Origin of the sequence: Weissella sagaensis, from assembly GCF_010306265.1 — a bacterium.
In the GTDB taxonomy this organism is placed as follows: domain Bacteria; phylum Bacillota; class Bacilli; order Lactobacillales; family Lactobacillaceae; genus Weissella; species Weissella sagaensis.
In genome coordinates this window covers 1-18,456 of the sequence record NZ_BLKA01000014.1, presented here as the reverse complement: position 1 = coordinate 18,456, position 18,456 = coordinate 1, and the positions used below count along the sequence as shown (strand labels likewise).

The following is an 18,456-nucleotide window of genomic DNA, read 5'->3' as shown; positions in this document are numbered from 1 at the left end:
AAGCCGTCGGCTTTGTTACCTCTGTTTGATCAACATTGCTAATTGCCGCTTCGCCGGCTGCTTGTGCAGCTGCTACTTCAGCGTCCGTTGTCACATTCGTTATGGCTTCTTTTGCCGTTTGTGCGGCTGCATCAATTGCTGCAGTTGCCGTTGCTTTTTCTTCTTCCGTTAATCCGGGATTCCCCGCTACTGCTGCCTTCGCTGCTTCGGCTGCGCTGTCAATTGCCGCTGAAGCCGTTGGCTTTGTTACTCCTGTTTGATCAACATTACCAATTACCGTCTCGCCGGCTGCTTGTGCAGCTGCTACTTCAGCGTCTGTTGTCGTATTAGCTATGGCTTCTTTTGCTGTTTGTGCAGCTGCATCAATCGCTGCAGTTGCCGTTGCTTTTTCTTCTTCCGTCAAGTTTGCGTTGACTGCTACTGCTGCCTTCGGCTGCGCTGTCAATTGCCGCTGAAGCCGTTGGCTTTGTTACCCCTGTTTGATCAACGTTGCCAATTGCTGTCTCACCAGCTACTTGTGCAGCTGCTACTTCATTTGTGCAGCTGCATCAATTGCTGCCGTTGCGGTTGCTTTTTCTTCGGCTGTTAATCCGGCATTCCCCGCTACTGCTGCCTTCGCTGCTTCAGCTGCGCTGTCAATTGCCGCTGAAGCCGTTGGCTTTGTTACCCCTGTTTGATCAACATTGCTAATTGCCGCTTCGCCGGCTGCTTGTGCAGCTGCTACTTCAGCGTCTGTTGTCGCATTCGTTATGGCTTCTTTTGCCGTTTGTGCAGCTGCATCAATTCCAGCATTTGCCGTTGCTCTTTCTTCAGCTGTTAGTTCAGCATTTCCTGCTACTGCTGCCTTCGCTGCTTCGGCTGCGCTGTCAATTGCCGCTGAAGCCGTTGGCTTTGTTACCCCTGTTTGATCAACGTTGCCAATTGCCACTTCGCCAGCTGCTTGTGCAGCTGCTACTTCAGCAAGTGTTGCTGCACTATCAATATTATTCTTTGCAGTCATCGCAACATTATCAATCTTAGCCGAAATTGCACTACGTTCATCAACAGTTAAATTAGTATTATTTGCAAGGTTATTTTTTACAGATTGCGCTGCATTATCAATTGCTATTTGAGCTGCTAATTTACTATCTACCAACACAGCATCGGTAACAATATCATCAATATTATTCGTTCCAGTATTAAATGCTGTATCAGCTTCAACTGTTGTTGTCGCCTTATCAATATTATCTATGCCTGCTGCAACTTCTGAATCGATGGCTGTTTGCGCTGCCAAACGTTGCTCATCTGATATATTTTCTAAATCTGTAATAACTTGTTTTTGCGCTTCACCATAAGCAATCAACGTATTTTTATTATCTGATTGAACCTGTGCTAAACGTAATTGATCAACAGAATATTCTTGATTATCTGTGACAAACTCACGGGTTGTCTTAATAATAATGGTGTCATCATTTTGTAAATTGGCATTGCTCAAATCAAAACTGAATTTACCATTTTCATCTGTTAATTGACCATACTTATCTGTATCACGCCAATAAGGGCTGGCAATGTATCAATTGAGCCATCAGCATGTTTAATTTGAATTTGAACGGATGCATCACTATCAGCCATAATATTTGAAATATTAGCTGTCAATTGATTATTTTTATCTAATGCAACATTTTCCTGAAAAACATCTTCACCAGAACGAATAACATCCAAAATACCTTTAGTATTATTCTGGAATTGATTGTTAATTTGTGTTTCAACTGCTTCAGTTTTACCAACTACATCTGATGCATTTGATGCATAGAATCCTAAAAATTGTGAGAAATTCAAATTCATTTTATCAAGAGAATCCGAATAATTACCTTGATCATCCATTACTTTAATTTTTGAAAAATTCAAAGTACCGTTAGTCATAAATGACGTTTTGTCATTAGTATTAGCCGTTCGATCAATTAAGAAATGCTTAGGTTGCACAATATTAAAGTATCCTTTACTAACTGCACTTCCTAAATCAATTAGCTTAACGGCACCTGTTCCATCAATTTTAGCAGTAAAAGTGGCATTCGGATTAACATTAAAAGTTGATCCACCAGTAATGTAAAATACACTACCTACAAAGTCTCCCATGTTTTGACCAACATAATTGAATGTTCCCTCACTATCAACATTTATTTGGCCTTTCCCACTAAAATTCAACAAATTATCCGGACTAATATTAATTGCCGATACAGATGGAACACCATTAGATTGAATATCCAATAATGCATTCTTTTCAACATTTATTTTTGATTCAATTAACACATGTAAGTGAATAGCACCTGATGTCTTCGCATTATTAATGCTATCTAAATTAATGTGTAATTCTGCACCATCATTAACGATGACATCAGCTGCTGATGCATTAATACCATACTTACCCTCCCCGTGAGGATTTAAGGTAACCGTTGATTGATTTTCTAGAAAGATTCCATTGTGGTCATTGGTAATATTTGTAATATCAACATTTGTATACAATACATCCCCATTAGTAGTAGTTCCTGTAAAATTGCTACCCGCTTTGAAATTAATCTCATTTGCTGAGATAGCAGGCGAACCATTAGCCGTTGTATTAACAGTGACAGTCCCTAAAACATCAACACTATTATTAGTTGAAATAAATGTACCACCCTGATAAGTAACATCTTCGATTGCATAACTATCGGCTTTACTGAAAATACCACTTGTATTAGTTCCTAATAGATCTAAATTCTTTAAATAAATACGATTCGTCGGAATTAAAATTGACGACATATCAAATGTGAATTTATTAAAATCAATTTTATATCGTTTATCACTGGTAGATTGAACTGTCATATCACGATGGCTTGTCACACTTATTGTTGGTAAATTCAATAAACCATTTTTATAACCCGCTAAATCAATATCTGAACTAATATAAATATCTGATGATGTACCGGTTGCAATAGCATTAACAAACTCTTCTGCCGTATTAACGACTACTACACCCTCTGGTAATTCATCATCCGCTTTTGGTTGCACAACCGGCACAGAGGCATTAACACTAACTTTAGCAACTGCGGGTTGCTTCACTTGTTCAGTAGCATCTTTTGTCTTTGGCACTGCGCCTTCTTTCTTGTTAACGCTTACATTTTCGTTGTCAGAAATAGTTGTTTCAGTCATAGCCTGACTAGCTGGCTCTTGTTCAGTCTTTGTTGTAGCTACTGTTTCATCCGTCGCTACAGGTGTTTGTTCCGTTTCCACTTGCGATTTTTCTGTTGTCGTTTCTGTATCCACCATGCCTGCTGCTGATGATGACGTTTGCGCTTCGCCTGTCTCAGAAGTAGCTTGTGATTGCTCATTTACAGCATCCATTTTGTCATTTTTATTATCAACTACTGTCACTTCGCTATTTACTGCCGAACTGATAGCTTCACTATTCATTGCAGGCGACATTTGTTCATCTGATGATGAATTAGTTGATACTGCGTCACTTGCTTGACTTGTCACTTCAGTTGTATTTGCTAACTTATAAGATCTATCAATATTATTATCATTAACTTGTATGTTTGAACTTTGTTGTGCTGGTGTTACTTGGTCAGCATTAGCAGTCCCCAAAAATCCCATTGTCCCGATTGTTATTCCTGCTAAGGCAGTAACCCAGATTTTACCAATTTTATATGACTTGTAATGCGAACGAATATCTAATTGCACTTTTACGACACGCTTCATATTATCCTCTTTTCCCCATATGGAAGGCGACATAACTTTTATTGATTAATAATATCATATAATTCAAAGATATATTATATATTAAAAATCTTTATAAAATAATGCATAGGTATAAAGTTAGTGATTTACAGCACAATAAGTTAACATATAGTAAATTAATACGCTTATTTTTTAAAAAATCAATATTTTAAAAACAATCATTTTTATATCAAATCGAATTTAATGAACTCTATTTTAAATCGTTTTCAACATTTAACGCAATCAATTAATCTAAATTAAATGAATAAAATTAATTATATATACTTTTGAAATGTTCATGTGATAAACAGAACCTAAATCAGCTTTTTTTACATTATCAAAAGCTTTAAAAAAATAAATTTTTTGTGTTTTGTTCGTGTTTTAAGCAAAAAAAGCGACAAACATTATATAAATGTTTGTCGCTTTATCATATTATATTTTTCGACATTTATTATCAGTAACAAGTATATTACCTATAAACTTTTTAACTTATTTTCTATAATGTAACGATTACACTAATAACCCACATACGTATCTGTATCTGTAACAGTACCAGTACCGTATGTACTATCTGTAGTAGTATCAGCTGCTTCTTCAGTTGCAGATTGTGAAGCTGGTAAGCCATTCATTATTAGTGTTGCGTTAGAAACCTTACCACCATAGAGTGTACCAGTTTTTTTATGTTTTAGTCCTAATGACTTACGTAAAACATTCGTAACACGTTGTTTTTCATCTTGCGAAATTAGCTCAGATGAACCAGAGGTTAGATTGACTTCGGTTCCCTGTGCATTATCTTGTTTAATTGTTTTGGCAGCACTAAGATAACGCGAAGCAACAGTCAGCATATCACCAAAGGTTAAATCAGTTTGTGTCGAATCAGACAATGTATTCAAAAACTTTTGATTAATTAGTTTAGTTGGATTACTCTTAGCATCATCAACAATCGTCTGCAATACCATTCGTTGACGTTTCTGACGGCCATAATCACCTTGTGGATCATCATAACGCATACGTGAAAATGCTAAAGCAGCCTGACCATCCATTTTTTTATATGTCTTAGTTTGACCTTTTGCATTAAGCGTAAATGTTGACGAACCCTTAGTAAAGTTATAAATATAGTCTCCATCATTATGAGCAGTATAAGGATTATACCCAAATGTCAGTGGTGACTTAACTTTAATACCATTCATTTGATCAATAACCTTTTCTAAACCACCCATATTAACCAATGCATAATAATCAATCGGCACATTTAACCACTTTTGAATTGTTTGAATCGTTGTCTTGGCAGATCCGTATTCATATGCTGAGTTCAACTTTTGCGGGAATTCCTCTTCATAACCAACCGGTGCAATAACCGAATCACGAGGCAAGGACATAATTGTTACTTTTTCTTTGTCTGGATTAACCGTAACTAACATCAAAGAATCTGTCCGACCTTTATACTTTCGATCTAATTCACCTGTATCAGTTCCTAATAGTAAAATTGAAAATGGTTTCCCTTGTTTGATCACTTTAGAAACATTACGCTCTTTCGTCAATCCGGTTTCTTGGTACGAACCATCAATGGCATTTTTAGTCTTGTTATAAGCAACACCAAATAACATCCCCACAATCAAAACAATAACAGCAATCACAAATAAAATAGCCCCACGAATTCTGCGTTTACGTGGCTGTTTCCCATTTGATTGAAACTTTTTATCACGTGGGCCACCTTCACGCTTTTTACGCCTCTTTAATTCGTTTTCAGCCTGGCGTCGATCTAATCGAGTTTTCGGCTCATTATCCATGAGCATCTCCTCTCTAAACTATAAAGATTAATAATATATTTCATATTCTGTTCAAGAAAAAATACTTAGTAAGTTTATAAAAAGTTCCTTTTAAAAAACTTATAGCAACCCTACCATATTACCATATTTTTTAGCCATGCAATATATCATTAGCCATTATCTGACACCATTATAAATATTAAACAGCCACTGGTGCCTTAATACTTGAGTGAGGTTCATACCCATTTAATTTAATATCAGACATTGTATACTCTGCAATATCAGTTACATCGGGATTTAAAGTAAGCGTTGGTAATGCCTTCATGTCGCGTTGTAATTGTTTTTGGATTTGCTCAATATGATTTGAATAAATGTGAGTATCACCAAAAGTATGTACAAATTCACCTGGCTGTAGTCCGGTTTGCGCTGCAACCATATGTAACAATAAAGCATATGAAGCAATATTAAATGGCACACCTAAAAACACATCTGCAGAACGTTGATAAAGTTGTAGACTTAATTTACCATCAGCCACATAAAACTGAAACAAAGTGTGGCAAGGTGGTAAAGCCTGCGTTGGCACATCTTCAGGATTCCATGCGGAAACAATCAAACGACGTGAATCAGGATTATGCTTGATTTGTTCTATGACATCATGAATTTGATCTATAAAGCCACCTTGTACGCGACGCCAGTGTCGCCATTGTGCACCATATACATCACCCAATTCACCATATTTTTCTGCAAATACATCATCATTTAAAATACGCTCAACAAATATAGCATGTTGCTCATCATATTGTGTTTTAAAATCCTCATCAATCAATGAACGACGGCCAAAATCAGTCATATCTGGTCCATTATAATCAGATGATGTTACCCAATTTTTAAAAGCCCATTCATCCCAAATATGATTTTTATGCTCTAACAAAAAGCGGATGTTGGTATCCCCTTTAAGGAACCATAATAACTCACTTTTAATTAAACCAAATGGCACCCGTTTAGTTGTTAGTAACGGAAACCCTTCACTCATATCAAAACGTAATTGACGCCCAAAGACCGATTTTGTTCCTGTACCAGTGCGATCATTTTTAACCGCACCATTATCCAATATATCTTGCGCTAAATCTAAGTAACCTTGTTCATTTTCACTCATAATGAGTACCTTACTAGCCTTTCTATAAATAAGCCTCAAAATCAATTTTATCTAAATCTGTACCATCTACTTTTACTTGTGCAATTGTGACATTTTTTGCATCCAATAATTCTGTTACAAAATCATCATTACGATAGTTACGTAAATAGTTAATTTTAGTCACCCCTGCTTGTAGTAACAATTTTGTACAATGTACACAAGGAAAATCGGTTACAAAAACTTGAGCACTATCAGCACTAATACCCATCTTTGCTAATTGCATCAGAGCATTCTGTTCAGCGTGCACTGCACGAATACAATGACCATCCACCAACAAATCACCCACCTCAGTACAATGTGGTGTGCCAGATACGGATCCATTATAACCACTAGCAATGATGCGGCCATCTTTTACCACAACTGCGCCGACATGCAATCGTGTGCAAGTACTACGTGCAGCTAACATAATTGCTTGTAGCATAAAATACTTTTCCCAAGTAATCCGTTCATCATTCATTATCTTGCCCCTTTACTATCTGTATTAGTTGTTCCTAATATTAGCAAGGATTGCAATTAAATAAAAGGTTTTATATTTTACAACTTATAAAACATTTTATTACAGTCGTGACGAAATATATAATTGATTTAAAAAATAAATTATGATATAATATAAATAACTAATTTTATCTTTATGTAGATAATAGATTTATGCAGCGATTCCATTTGTCGCTGGCTATGGGGGTGCCCCATGAGAGGAGTTCTTATGCCTGCAGCATTAGCAGAAATTAAGCAACAATTAGATGAACACATCGGTGAGCAAGTCACTTTGACTACCCATGAAAGTCGTCACCGCACCATTGAACACCAAGCAATCGTACGAAACACCTTCCGTTCTGTTTTCGTCCTTGATTTAGAACAAGATGGTCACGAATTTGATCGTGCCTCATTTAGTTACACTGATCTTTTAACAGAAAATATTGAAATTTCTTTCGATTAATTTGATTAGGCAACCAAAAAAGCGCCAGGTATAATGATTTAAAATCAATTATACCTGGCGCTTTTTTATTATTTTATTCTGCTTTGTTTAATCGCAAAATTTCAAATTCATTAATATAAGCATCCTTAAAATCAAGTGGCTTAATTGCAAAATCTGCCAACTCAACCGTGTCACCACCTTTAATATCAGGGAATTGTTCCAAAATAAATCCAGTTAGCGTGACCATATCTGATTTATCAAATGCTTTAATATCCGTCTTAAAATAACGTTCAAAATCATAAACTGTCATTTTTCCAGATACTTTATAATGCATTTGTTGTTGATTATCTGTTCCCAATTTTTCAACTAAATCATCAACCACCCAGTCAACTTCGTCTCGAACTGAGCCAAAAAGTTCTTCATAAATATCTTTATCTGTAATAATACCAGATGTGCCACCATACTCATCTTTGACAACAATCATCGGTGTTCGTTTTGAAATCATCAATTTCAAAACATCTTGGATTGGCATATTTTCAGGTACAGTTGGCATATTACGAATTATCTTTCGTACAGGTACGGTACGATCGATTTCTGCTTGACGCATAATATCGTAATTAAATACGTAACCTAAAATTTTATCTTTGTCACCATCAGCAACAACTGGGAAACGTGAATGTTTTGTTTCAAAATAAGCATGCAATGCGTCATCAATATCACTTCTAACATCGACGACAAATAATTGCGTACGATCAATCATAATATCATTTGCAACCTTATCATTCATTTCAAATGCGCGTTCCATAAAGACATAATCTTCATTTTGCAATTGACCTAAACGAGCCGCATTACGTGATAAGCTCAAAATTTCTGCTTCTGAATAAACTTCATTATCTTCAGATGCTGTGCGTAACCCTAGTAAGTGCGTAAATCCAGTTGCGGACTTGTTCAACAACCACACAAATGGATAAAATAGCACATGGAATAGGCGCAATGGCCCTGAAACGAACAAAGCTACCTTAACTGGGAATTCAATTGATACATTTTTAGGTACCAACTCCGTTAGGACAACCTCAATATAAGTCAACAATATCAACGCAATAACTGATGCAATCGCTGCTGAACTAGGCCCTGTCATTTCTTTTAAGAAACCACCAGCTAATAGTAAGTGGGCAATTGTTTCTTCACCCATCCAACCTAATAACAAACCAGTCACTGTAATACCAACTTGGGTCGTTGATAAATACTCGTTTAAATTATCAACCATGTGAATCGTTGTTGCGATCTTGCGTGATGGTCGTTCACGTGCCTCTTGTAGTTCTACTAATGCACTTCTTCTAACCTTCACTAGCGCAAATTCAGCAGAAACACATAACGCCGCAAATATTAACACCAAGATTATCACAATAATTGATATGATAAATCTTCCTTCACTCAAATTAATTTCCTACTTTCAAATATAATGGTATCGATTATCCATATTATATCAAACTTTATCATATGTGTTGATAACAGGTTATAACACTTATTAAACCTAATATTTGGACAATTTGATAAAAGCGCTACTAAATTCTATCCGGAGAATTTAGTAGCGCTTTTATTTTATCAAAAAACATCAATCATTAATCTTAATGTTTTTCATCATCATTATCTGCTATATCAATCTCTGATTCTGGAAAAGCAACAACTTCAAATTTTTCAATGTACGCATCTTTAAAATCAAGTGCTGTAATCTCAAAGTTAGCAATACGAATAGCTTGGCCAACATGGAAATCTGGATGTTCATCCAACACATAACCAGTCAAAGTCACCTTTTCTGATTTTTCAAAAGATTTAAGTTCAGTCTTAAAGAATCGCTCAAAATCATATAACGTCATTTTTCCGGATACACGATAATGCATATTGCCTGCATCATCTGATCCCATCTTCTCGACCATATCATCAGCCACATCATCAATTTCATCACGAACAGAACCAAATAGTTCCTCATAAATATCTTTGTCCGTCACAATACCTGATGTACCACCAAATTCGTCTTTAACCACAACAATCGGTGCACGGTGTTCAATCATCTCTTGTAGCACTTCCGTAATAGGTTGTGTTTCAGAAACAACTGGCAAATTACGTAAGACTGTTCTAATTGGTGCATCTGGACTAATTCGTCCCTGACGTACCAAATCATATGAAAAGACATAGCCTAAAATCTTATCTTTATCATTATCTGCAACAACTGGAATTCGTGAAAACTTTTCTTCCAAATATAAGTTTAAGGCATCAGCAATCGTTTCTGTCACATCCACAACCGTCAATTGTGTACGATCAATCATAATATCCAAAGCTTCTTTATCATTCATCGCAAAAGCACGCTTCATGAATGTCAAATCTTCTTCATCCAATTCACCAGCATCTGCCGCATCCTTTGACAAAGATAAAATTTCAGCTTCTGAATAAATATCTTCATCTGGATGGGCATTGAACCCTAACATTTTTGTAAAGAATGCAGCTGCACGATCAAATAGCCAAATTAATGGGAACAAAACAACGTGGAAAAACATTACAGGTCTAACAATGGCCAACAACATTTTAACAGGTTGATCAATCGCAATATTCTTTGGGACCAAATCAGTAAACACTGCGTGGATAAATGTAAAGATCAAAATAGCCGCAATTGATGATACACTATGTGCAATTGCAGGTGGTAAAATTTCAGCATTAATAATTAATGTTGCAATAAAATCTTCACCCAGCCAACCTAAAATCAATGAGGTTAGTGTAATACCAACTTGTGCAGTTGATAGATATTCTGATAAATGATCCAACATGTGCAACGCATGCCCTACTTTGGCAGACGGCTTTTCACGAGCCTCTTGCATCGCACGTAATGAACTTGGACGTACTTTAACCAATGAATACTCTGTTAAAGTAAACAGAATAGCTAGCAACAAAATAATAATAATAATCACCAAATTAGTGATAATAGACGGACCGGAATCCATGACATACCTTCTTTCAAAATTAGTTCTAAACACAATTATAGCAAATTTCGTTACTTACTGTATACACTATATTTAACTAGTGAATTATGTAAATTAATAAATTCTTCTACTGATAACTTTTCAGCGCGAATACGTGGATCAATCCCCACATTTTCTAAGGCAGCAGTAAGTTTTTCTTTCATCACATCATCTTTACCAAATGCTGTAATTAAATTGTTCCATAATGTTTTACGTCGCATGGTAAAACCAACTTTAAACAAATTAAATAATTGTTGCTCATTATGTGGTAATACTTGCAATGGTTCACGTGGCGTTAATGAAATAATCGCTGAATCCACATTAGGATTTGGCACAAATGCCGTTCTTGAAACCGTAAAAGCCAACGTCGCATTCATTCGATATTGTACAGCTAAAGTTAATGACCCATAATCCTTAGTCCCTACTTCAGCTGATAAACGACTCGCCACTTCTTTTTGCATCATGACAACAATATTATCAAATTTCACATCTGACTGAAGCACTTGCATTAAGATAGGTGTGGTAATGTAATATGGTAAATTAGCAACTAGCTTCAAGGGCGCATTCGGATCACTAAAATGCGCTTTAATTTCAGATTCCAAATCAACCTTTAAAATATCTTGATTAACAATCATTACATTATCGTAAGGTGCCATCGTATGATCTAAAACTGGTATCAAACGGTCATCAATTTCAAATGCTAATACTTCTTTTGCTGATCGCGCCAATTGCTCTGTTAGAGCACCTATACCCGGTCCGATCTCAATAACATTATCCGTATCCTTCACTTCTCCAGCTGCAACAATGTTTTTCAATATATTAATATCTGTCAAAAAATTTTGACCCAAAGATTTTTTTGTATTAATGCCAAAACTATTCATAATGGCTTGCGTACGCATTGGCGTCGCAATATCTGGCACATCTGTCATTCTTTTTCCTCATCTAATTCATTTAAAACCGTTAATAAATTTTTCTTTTTAATACCAAACATTATCAAACGATTCATTAATTGTTTACCGTTCACATATCCTAAATTCATTGCTTCAGAAATATATTCACGACGCTTGGCTGCACCCTGACCAGCAACTAATCCTAATTGCCGTAAATCCGCCATCGTAATATCCGTTGTTATTGCTGCTGCTGTTTTCGGTGTATAAACTGCTTGTAACGCCGTTTGCAATACAGCAGGTGTCGCATATTCAATGCCTAAACTATGATGCTTAATTTGTCGACCAGCTTCATCTTTAGTCAAAAAAGCATGTTTTGCATTGGGCACCACACTACTGATAATTTTTCTTAATCGCTCACCATTAAAATCAGGGTCAGTAAAAACAATCACACCACGATTAATTGCAGCTTGTTTAATAGCGGCTATTGTTTGTTCGCTAAGTGCTGACCCGTTCGTTTCAATGGTATCTGCACTAACTGCATGTCTTAATGCTTCAGTGTCTGCACGCCCTTCTACAACAATCACTTCTTTAATTTTCATCATTTAACTTGGTCTAAATGCCATAGCCGACGTGCATTATTTGTTGTAATTTTGGCTACTTCATCATAGCTTTTACCCAATAATTCAGCAATATAATCAATAATATAATGTACATACATTGGTTCATTAGGCTTACCACGCATAGGTGTTGGTGCTAAATAAGGTGCGTCCGTTTCCACTAATAAACGATCCAGTGGTACTGACTTAAGTGTCTCTTGCACATCCTTTGCGTTTTTAAACGTTGCAATTCCTGAGAATGAAATATACATCCCCAAATCAAGAAACTGCTTAGCTTCTTCTGGTGTACCAGTAAACGAATGCATAACACCGCCAAATTCCTCAACATGTGCATCTTTTAATGTTTGATACGTATCTGCCGTGGCATTACGTGTATGTACTGTGACAGGCAAATTAAACTCACGAGCTAATGTTAATTGCTGTATAAAAGCCTTTTTTTGTTCATCAGCTGATGGATTATCATCCCAATAATAATCCAACCCGGTCTCACCAACACCAATAACCGCATCATCTTGTAATTGTTTGCGGAATGTTGCTAATGCTTCATCATTCATTTCCAAAATATCTTCTGGCTGCCAACCAATAACCGCATGCATACCTTCAAAATCATGAGCTAACTGAATAGCTCGTTCATTAGATTGCGTGTCATAACCAATAATATTCATTTCTACAATGCTAAATTCAGTTGCTCTACCAAAATAAGCTGGCACATCATGCCAAAACGTATCATCATTTAGATGTGTATGGGTATCATAGCCGTCAGCGCGGCGTTGCCCAGATTTATAAATCGCCATTTTTACTCCTTGATTAATTTTTTTATACGGTTTAATTTTTGTTATTTTTAATCTATTTCATTCTAGCAAATGATTCAAAAAAAGCCAAAAAACACTTATATAATCATCTATTAAGCATAACATGCCACCATTAATATTTCATTTTTAAAATAGCTTTTCTCTTAATAAATCGGTTTTAAAAAACAGCAAATCATCAATATCGGATAATTTACTGTTATGACAGATAAGATAGTTATATTTTATGCCAAATTTATTTAGTTTCACTTATTCGCTACTAATATTTGCCAATAAAATAGCCTGTGAATTAATTACTTCATCATAGAGCTCTTTTAACAACTCTGCATCTGCGTCACCTTGTGTTCGTTGTTGTTCAATATAATTTAATTCTTCTTGTAATGCATTTAGGAAAACTTGTTGCTCATCATCGGAATTAATTTTTTGATTTTGTAGCATTGCTTGTTGATGAGAATAAGCATATCGTAGCGCAATCATATCTCTTGCATTCATATCTTGTTTTGATAATTGATTCATATACGTCGTCATACCATCATTAATAATGTTCATCACTTCATCAACACTATTTTGATGACTATGATAACTATCTTGATGGTTAGCTACCCGATGTTTAATTATTCTGACAGTTAACTTTCGCCAAATATGGCGTCGATGTTTACCAAATTTACCAAAACCATTTTGCAATGATTGCATCCGGTTATAAAGTTGCAGCGCTTCATCGGATATACGATTTTCATCAATCGCTTGCGCCATTGCTTGGTCTGCTACTTTATATAACGTCCGATAAGCCTTTTTACGACTAGCATCATTTAATTGTTCATTACCATAACCTAATTGATTTTTTAACTGTTGCATAACAGTCGCCTTAATTGTTTGCGCTACATCTGCATGGCTAACATATGTCATCGCAGCATTGACCATTTCTGTATGATTTTTTTGGTACGTATCTGCATCATATAAAGGTGCTAAACGATTTAAAATTCTTGGTAATAAGATAACTGGTACTAATAAACTTAATATAATAACAGTTGATGCAATTAACAATAAATCATTACGTTCTGTAAATGCAGCACCATTACTTAATGTTAATGGTAATGAGAATGCCATCGACATTGTCACGGCACCATGAACACCACCAATAGCAAAGACCAAACCATCACGTTTCGTATATGGTTTGTTGCCAAATCGACCACTATAACGAATTGCGAGATAACGACATAGCGTCATCACGACATATAATAAAATACCAATAGCAATCAATGCCACCCAAGTTCTAACCGGTTGTAGAATATAAACCTTTGCTACACTAACTAAAGATGTCCCTAGTAAAATGAACACCAAACCATTTAAAATCTGCGATACAATATCAGTCAATTGGCCCGTTAAATGGTTAAGCTTTGGATCCATAAATTGCGTATGCTGTTGTTCAATATTAGACATAACCCCCATCACAACAACTGCAATAATACCCGAAACACCAAAAACATGCTCTGCAATACCAAATACAACAATTGGTGCTAGAAAGTACATCAAAACATGAGCAACCGTATCATCAAATTCAGCCTTCAGTAAATGTTGACGAACATAAATGAAAATAAAGCTAGCAATAAAACCAGCAATCACGCCACCCACTGCTACTACCAAAAACTCACTAAACCCATGTATAAATGAAAAAGTTCCCGTATTCATCCATAGAATTGCTAGCTCTAAAATAACTAACCCTGTCGCATCATTAAACAACGATTCTAAACTCAAAGAACGTTTAACATCTTTAGGCATATCTAACCCATTCGTAACTGATTCTAAAGCAGTCGCATCAGTCGGTGTTACGATTGCTGCTAATGCTAGCGAGAATGGTAACGCCCAACCAATTGCGACGTGCCCAACGGTCATCAAAATAACGACCGTTACAATAGCTAAAATACCTGCTAACTCAATAATTGATTTAAAATGTTTTGAAATTAATTTAGCTTGAGTACGTTGCCCTTCATAAAACAATAATGGTGCAATCACTAGCATCATAAACCATTCTGGATTTAACATAATCACATAATGATTAATAACCGGGACGATAGCTAATAATATACCACCTACGATTTGCCACAAAGCTTGCGGAATTTTCGGAAATGCTTGCGTTAAAAAATTAGCAATAATGATTGCAACACATACGTAAGCTAATGCATAAAAAATTATCATCTGATAGTATCCTCCTTTTACATTGCTTAAAAATAAAGGATTGAGATTATAATCTCAATCCTTTATGCATGACTTGATTGACTACTAATTAGCCAAGTTCTGATCCTGCTTCAATTTCATCTGGCAAGATTGATAAGGTAACCTTACCATCTTTTTCAGCTGAAAGAAGCATTCCTTCAGAAAGTTCCCCCATCATCTTACGAGGCTTTAAGTTGGCAACATAAGCAACCTTTTTACCAACTAATGTCGTATATTCTGGATAAAACTTCTTAATACCTGACAAAATTGTTCGACCATCAGCAGAACCATCGTCTAATTTGAAGCGTAATAATTTATTAGATTTCTCTACTTCAGACACTTCTTTAATTTCTGCAACACGCAATTCTACCTTTTCAAAATCATCAAAAACAATTTCGTCTTTAGTTGTAATCGTCTTTGGTGCTGTTGGCTTCGTCATTGAACGTGTTTGCTTACCACCTTGTCCTGTCATATTATCACGAATATAAACAACTTCGGCTTCTACATCAACACGTGGGAAGATTGGTTGTCCTTTTGGTACAACATGACCACCTGTTGGTATATCTTCAAAGTTTAATCCGATAATATCAGTATTTGAATCATCCAAACCTAATTGATTGAAAATGCTTTGTGGTGCTTTCGTCAAAATAGGTTGCAATAGGATAGCAACTACACGTAAAGCAGCTGCTAAATGAGCCATAACTGATGCTAATACTTCTGTTTGACTATCATCTTTAGCTAACGTCCATGGTGTTGTTTCATCAATATACTTATTAGCACGTGAAATCAATTGCCAGATGTTTGCCAAAGCATCAGCAGTCCGCATTGCTTGCATATTATCATTATAATTAACAATGACTTCTTGCGCAGTTTCAACAAGATCTTGATCAAAGTCAGTTAAACCAGTATGCAATTCTGGAATAACACCAGCTTCATATTTATTAATCATGGCAACTGTACGGTTCAACAAGTTTCCCAAGTCATTTGCCAAATCATAATTTAGTTTTGAAACAAAATCTTCAGGGGTGAAAATACCATCATTTCCAAATGGCATTGCACGGAGCAAGTAGTAACGCACAGCATCAATACCATAACGTTCAGCCAAAGTATCTGGGTACACAACGTTCCCCTTTGACTTAGACATTTTACCATCACGCATTGTTAACCAACCATGACCAACAATTGTTTCAGGCATTGGTAATCCCAAAGCATGTAACATAATAGGCCAATAAATTGTGTGGAAACGAACAATTTCCTTACCAACCAAATGTACATTAGCTGGCCAGAATTTATCAAATAAGGTTGTATCATCTGACATGTAACCTAACTTGGTAATATAGTTTGATAAAGCATCAATCCATACATAAACAACGTGGTCAGGATCTGATGCAACTGGTACACCCCAGTTAAAGGCCGTACGTGTTACAGCCAAATCTTCCAAACCTGGCTCAATAAAGTTCTTAATCATCTCGTTCATACGAGTTGCTGGTTGAATAAACTTAGGGTGTGACTTATAGTAGTCCAACAACCAGTCAGCATACTTACTCATCTTAAAGAAATATGATTCTTCCTGAACAAGTTCTACTTCGTGTCCTGAAGGAGCTTTACCACCAGTAACATTACCATCATCATCACGATAAACTTCTGCTAATTGAGACTCAGTGAAATACTCTTCATCATCAACTGAATACCAGCCTTCATATTGGCCTTTATAAATATCACCTTGATCCAGGAACTTTTGAAAAATCTTTTGCACTGCTTTTTCATGATAATCATCAGTGGTACGAACAAAGCCATCATTACTGATTGCTAATTCAGCCCATAAAGCTTTAATATCTGCAGCCATTTGATCAACATATTCTTTGGGTGAAATGTTTAATTTTTCAGCTTTTTGTTCGATTTTTAATCCGTGTTCGTCGGTACCTGTTAGAAAATATACATCCTCATTTAATAGCCGGTGGTATCGCGCTGCTGCATCGGCTAACACTGTCGTATAGGTATTACCAATATGCAACTTACCAGATGGATAATAAATTGGTGTTGTAATATAGAAACTTTTCTTTTCTTCTGCCATTCTCATTTTACCTCCCATCTTACAAATGAGTAAGATGTTATTTTTAGCTACATTAATTTAACGCCCATTACATCAATTATATCAAAGATTTAATAGCTCCTGTCAGATAATATTAAAATTTATCCTGTTACCACTAAGTATGTTTGCACTAATGTGAAAGCCAGGTGCCAAACATGGTCAACTTATTGGGGAAATATTAAAAGTCGTCAATCTATCAGATTGACGACTAGTACTCATACAATAGACACTTATGCAGCGACTACTATGCAATATTTCTTTTATTCTTTGCCATAAAAGGTACTTTTTCACGGATAAATGGTATAACCCACCGGTCTCCACCAATCTTACCCGCATTAAGACCTGCTACTAGTAACAAAGTTCCTAAAATAATTAGAATAGGATTTGTTGAAATCATTCCTGCTAATAAATAATTGAAATTTAATCCTAAACCAAAGAATGTGGCTAATGTCGTTAAAGTTCCGAAAATTAATCCTAAACCAATCAATAATTCACCATATTGCACCATAAAATCAAAAATCCCTAAATTAGGTTGCACAATATTTTCTAAAAATTTTGTATACCAATCATATGCTGGTGCACCTGTTGCACCAGTTACTGGTGTTTTAATCGCCTGTTGTACCATTGCTTCTGATGTAAAATTACCAGACGAAATTTTACTCCACCCACTCGTTAACCAGACATATCCCACATATAGTCTAATTAACGTTAATACCACCATACTACTCTTACTGTTACGCAACCAATTAACCATAAAATCTCCTCCTTAACCTTACCTGAATTTCTTTCACTTTAAATTAACTTACTTAAAATAACCTTATGCATATTTGATGATTAAATATTTAAAAATCTATTTATTTAAATATATTATTATATAATAATATTGTTTAAATAAGAAAACTCATATTCCATTAAGCTAGATAGTTGGGCTGTATGTTAGTCACCTAACCCTCATCAACTATGTTAAAAATAAATTTCTACCAAGAAAAAACCAATATCAACATATTTTTTATGTCAATATTGGTTTTATTTAATACCTAATTTATTTATATTTAATACAAAAAAAGAGTTCACATTTTACTGTGAACTCTTTCCAAGTTGCATCGCGACGTCCTATCCTCGCAGGAGGCGATCCTCCAACTACTTTTGGCACTACTGAGCTTAACTTCTGTGTTCGGTATGGGAACAGGTGTGACCTCAGTGTC

Annotated in this window: 15 protein-coding genes and 1 rRNA gene; 1 reads left to right on the top strand and 15 read right to left on the bottom strand. The window is 35.6% G+C overall.

The genetic code is table 11. From position 1 onward, the window contains the following. The 6 genes from G7Y65_RS09130 to G7Y65_RS09105 all read right to left on the bottom strand — a co-directional run. The coding region (locus G7Y65_RS09130; RefSeq protein WP_165314834.1) for a DUF1542 domain-containing protein at window positions 1-445 on the bottom strand (445 nt) is incomplete at its 3' end. 81 nt (window positions 446-526) lie between these two features. Beyond that, a complete protein-coding gene (locus G7Y65_RS09125; RefSeq protein ID WP_165314833.1) occupies window positions 527-1,474 on the bottom strand; it encodes a DUF1542 domain-containing protein in 948 nt (315 codons plus the stop codon). A gap of 29 nt (window positions 1,475-1,503) precedes the next feature. Continuing rightward, complete coding sequence (locus tag G7Y65_RS09120; protein ID WP_165314832.1) at window positions 1,504-3,717, bottom strand: KxYKxGKxW signal peptide domain-containing protein; 2,214 nt, start codon at window positions 3,715-3,717, stop codon at window positions 1,504-1,506. 533 nt (window positions 3,718-4,250) lie between these two features. After that, window positions 4,251-5,525: an LCP family protein gene (locus G7Y65_RS09115; RefSeq protein ID WP_042494525.1), complete on the bottom strand. Its 1,275-nt coding sequence runs from the start codon at window positions 5,523-5,525 to the stop codon at window positions 4,251-4,253. 178 nt (window positions 5,526-5,703) lie between these two features. Then, entirely contained in the window at window positions 5,704-6,660 is a 957-nt protein-coding gene (locus G7Y65_RS09110) for a thymidylate synthase (protein ID WP_042494523.1), read from the bottom strand. A gap of 22 nt (window positions 6,661-6,682) precedes the next feature. After that, window positions 6,683-7,156, bottom strand: coding sequence for a deaminase (locus G7Y65_RS09105; protein ID WP_042494521.1), 474 nt, complete (start codon window positions 7,154-7,156; stop codon window positions 6,683-6,685). Between the two features lie 246 nt (window positions 7,157-7,402). Between G7Y65_RS09105 and G7Y65_RS09100 the strand changes: the two genes are divergently transcribed. Further along, window positions 7,403-7,636: a Veg family protein gene (locus G7Y65_RS09100; RefSeq protein ID WP_042494519.1), complete on the top strand. Its 234-nt coding sequence runs from the start codon at window positions 7,403-7,405 to the stop codon at window positions 7,634-7,636. 73 nt (window positions 7,637-7,709) lie between these two features. On the opposite strand, the gene G7Y65_RS09095 is transcribed toward G7Y65_RS09100, so the two are convergent. From G7Y65_RS09095 to rrf, 9 genes are all read right to left on the bottom strand, one after another. Continuing rightward, a complete protein-coding gene (locus G7Y65_RS09095) occupies window positions 7,710-9,053 on the bottom strand; it encodes a hemolysin family protein (RefSeq protein WP_165314831.1) in 1,344 nt (447 codons plus the stop codon). 190 nt (window positions 9,054-9,243) lie between these two features. Beyond that, window positions 9,244-10,611: a hemolysin family protein gene (locus tag G7Y65_RS09090; protein ID WP_042494516.1), complete on the bottom strand. Its 1,368-nt coding sequence runs from the start codon at window positions 10,609-10,611 to the stop codon at window positions 9,244-9,246. 50 nt (window positions 10,612-10,661) lie between these two features. Next, the gene (rsmA, locus tag G7Y65_RS09085; protein WP_165314830.1) at window positions 10,662-11,558 is read right to left on the bottom strand and encodes a 16S rRNA (adenine(1518)-N(6)/adenine(1519)-N(6))-dimethyltransferase RsmA; all 897 of its coding nucleotides are present in this window, start codon (window positions 11,556-11,558) and stop codon (window positions 10,662-10,664) included. Continuing rightward, window positions 11,555-12,118, bottom strand: coding sequence for a ribonuclease M5 (rnmV, locus tag G7Y65_RS09080; protein ID WP_042494598.1), 564 nt, complete (start codon window positions 12,116-12,118; stop codon window positions 11,555-11,557). Before rnmV ends, rsmA begins: the two co-directional genes overlap by 4 nt. After that, window positions 12,118-12,930, bottom strand: a complete 813-nt coding sequence (locus G7Y65_RS09075; protein WP_042494513.1) for a TatD family hydrolase — start codon at window positions 12,928-12,930, stop codon at window positions 12,118-12,120. The genes rnmV and G7Y65_RS09075 overlap by 1 nt, the downstream gene beginning before the upstream one ends. A gap of 264 nt (window positions 12,931-13,194) precedes the next feature. After that, complete coding sequence (locus G7Y65_RS09070; protein ID WP_042494512.1) at window positions 13,195-15,141, bottom strand: cation:proton antiporter; 1,947 nt, start codon at window positions 15,139-15,141, stop codon at window positions 13,195-13,197. An 88-nt stretch (window positions 15,142-15,229) separates the two neighbouring features. Then, window positions 15,230-17,233, bottom strand: a complete 2,004-nt coding sequence (metG, locus tag G7Y65_RS09065; RefSeq protein ID WP_165207267.1) for a methionine--tRNA ligase — start codon at window positions 17,231-17,233, stop codon at window positions 15,230-15,232. Window positions 17,234-17,495: 262 nt separating this feature from the next. After that, entirely contained in the window at window positions 17,496-18,005 is a 510-nt protein-coding gene (locus tag G7Y65_RS09060) for a DoxX family membrane protein (protein WP_042494508.1), read from the bottom strand. Between the two features lie 346 nt (window positions 18,006-18,351). Further along, a 5S ribosomal RNA gene (gene rrf / locus G7Y65_RS09055) occupies window positions 18,352-18,456 on the bottom strand; the annotation flags it as partial.

Bases quoted from the DNA above. Each gene is read 5' to 3' on its own strand.
- G7Y65_RS09120 (WP_165314832.1), bottom strand. From the start codon at position 3,717: ATGAAGCGTGTCGTAAAAGTGCAATTAGATATTCGTTCGCATTACAAG.
- G7Y65_RS09115 (WP_042494525.1), bottom strand. From the start codon at position 5,525: ATGGATAATGAGCCGAAAACTCGATTAGATCGACGCCAGGCTGAAAAC.
- G7Y65_RS09110 (WP_042494523.1), bottom strand. From the start codon at position 6,660: ATGAGTGAAAATGAACAAGGTTACTTAGATTTAGCGCAAGATATATTG.
- G7Y65_RS09105 (WP_042494521.1), bottom strand. From the start codon at position 7,156: ATGAATGATGAACGGATTACTTGGGAAAAGTATTTTATGCTACAAGCA.
- G7Y65_RS09100 (WP_042494519.1), top strand. From the start codon at position 7,403: ATGCCTGCAGCATTAGCAGAAATTAAGCAACAATTAGATGAACACATC.
- G7Y65_RS09090 (WP_042494516.1), bottom strand. From the start codon at position 10,611: ATGGATTCCGGTCCGTCTATTATCACTAATTTGGTGATTATTATTATT.
- rsmA (WP_165314830.1), bottom strand. From the start codon at position 11,558: ATGACAGATGTGCCAGATATTGCGACGCCAATGCGTACGCAAGCCATT.
- rnmV (WP_042494598.1), bottom strand. From the start codon at position 12,118: ATGAAAATTAAAGAAGTGATTGTTGTAGAAGGGCGTGCAGACACTGAA.
- G7Y65_RS09075 (WP_042494513.1), bottom strand. From the start codon at position 12,930: ATGGCGATTTATAAATCTGGGCAACGCCGCGCTGACGGCTATGATACC.
- G7Y65_RS09070 (WP_042494512.1), bottom strand. From the start codon at position 15,141: ATGATAATTTTTTATGCATTAGCTTACGTATGTGTTGCAATCATTATT.
- metG (WP_165207267.1), bottom strand. From the start codon at position 17,233: ATGGCAGAAGAAAAGAAAAGTTTCTATATTACAACACCAATTTATTAT.
- G7Y65_RS09060 (WP_042494508.1), bottom strand. From the start codon at position 18,005: ATGGTTAATTGGTTGCGTAACAGTAAGAGTAGTATGGTGGTATTAACG.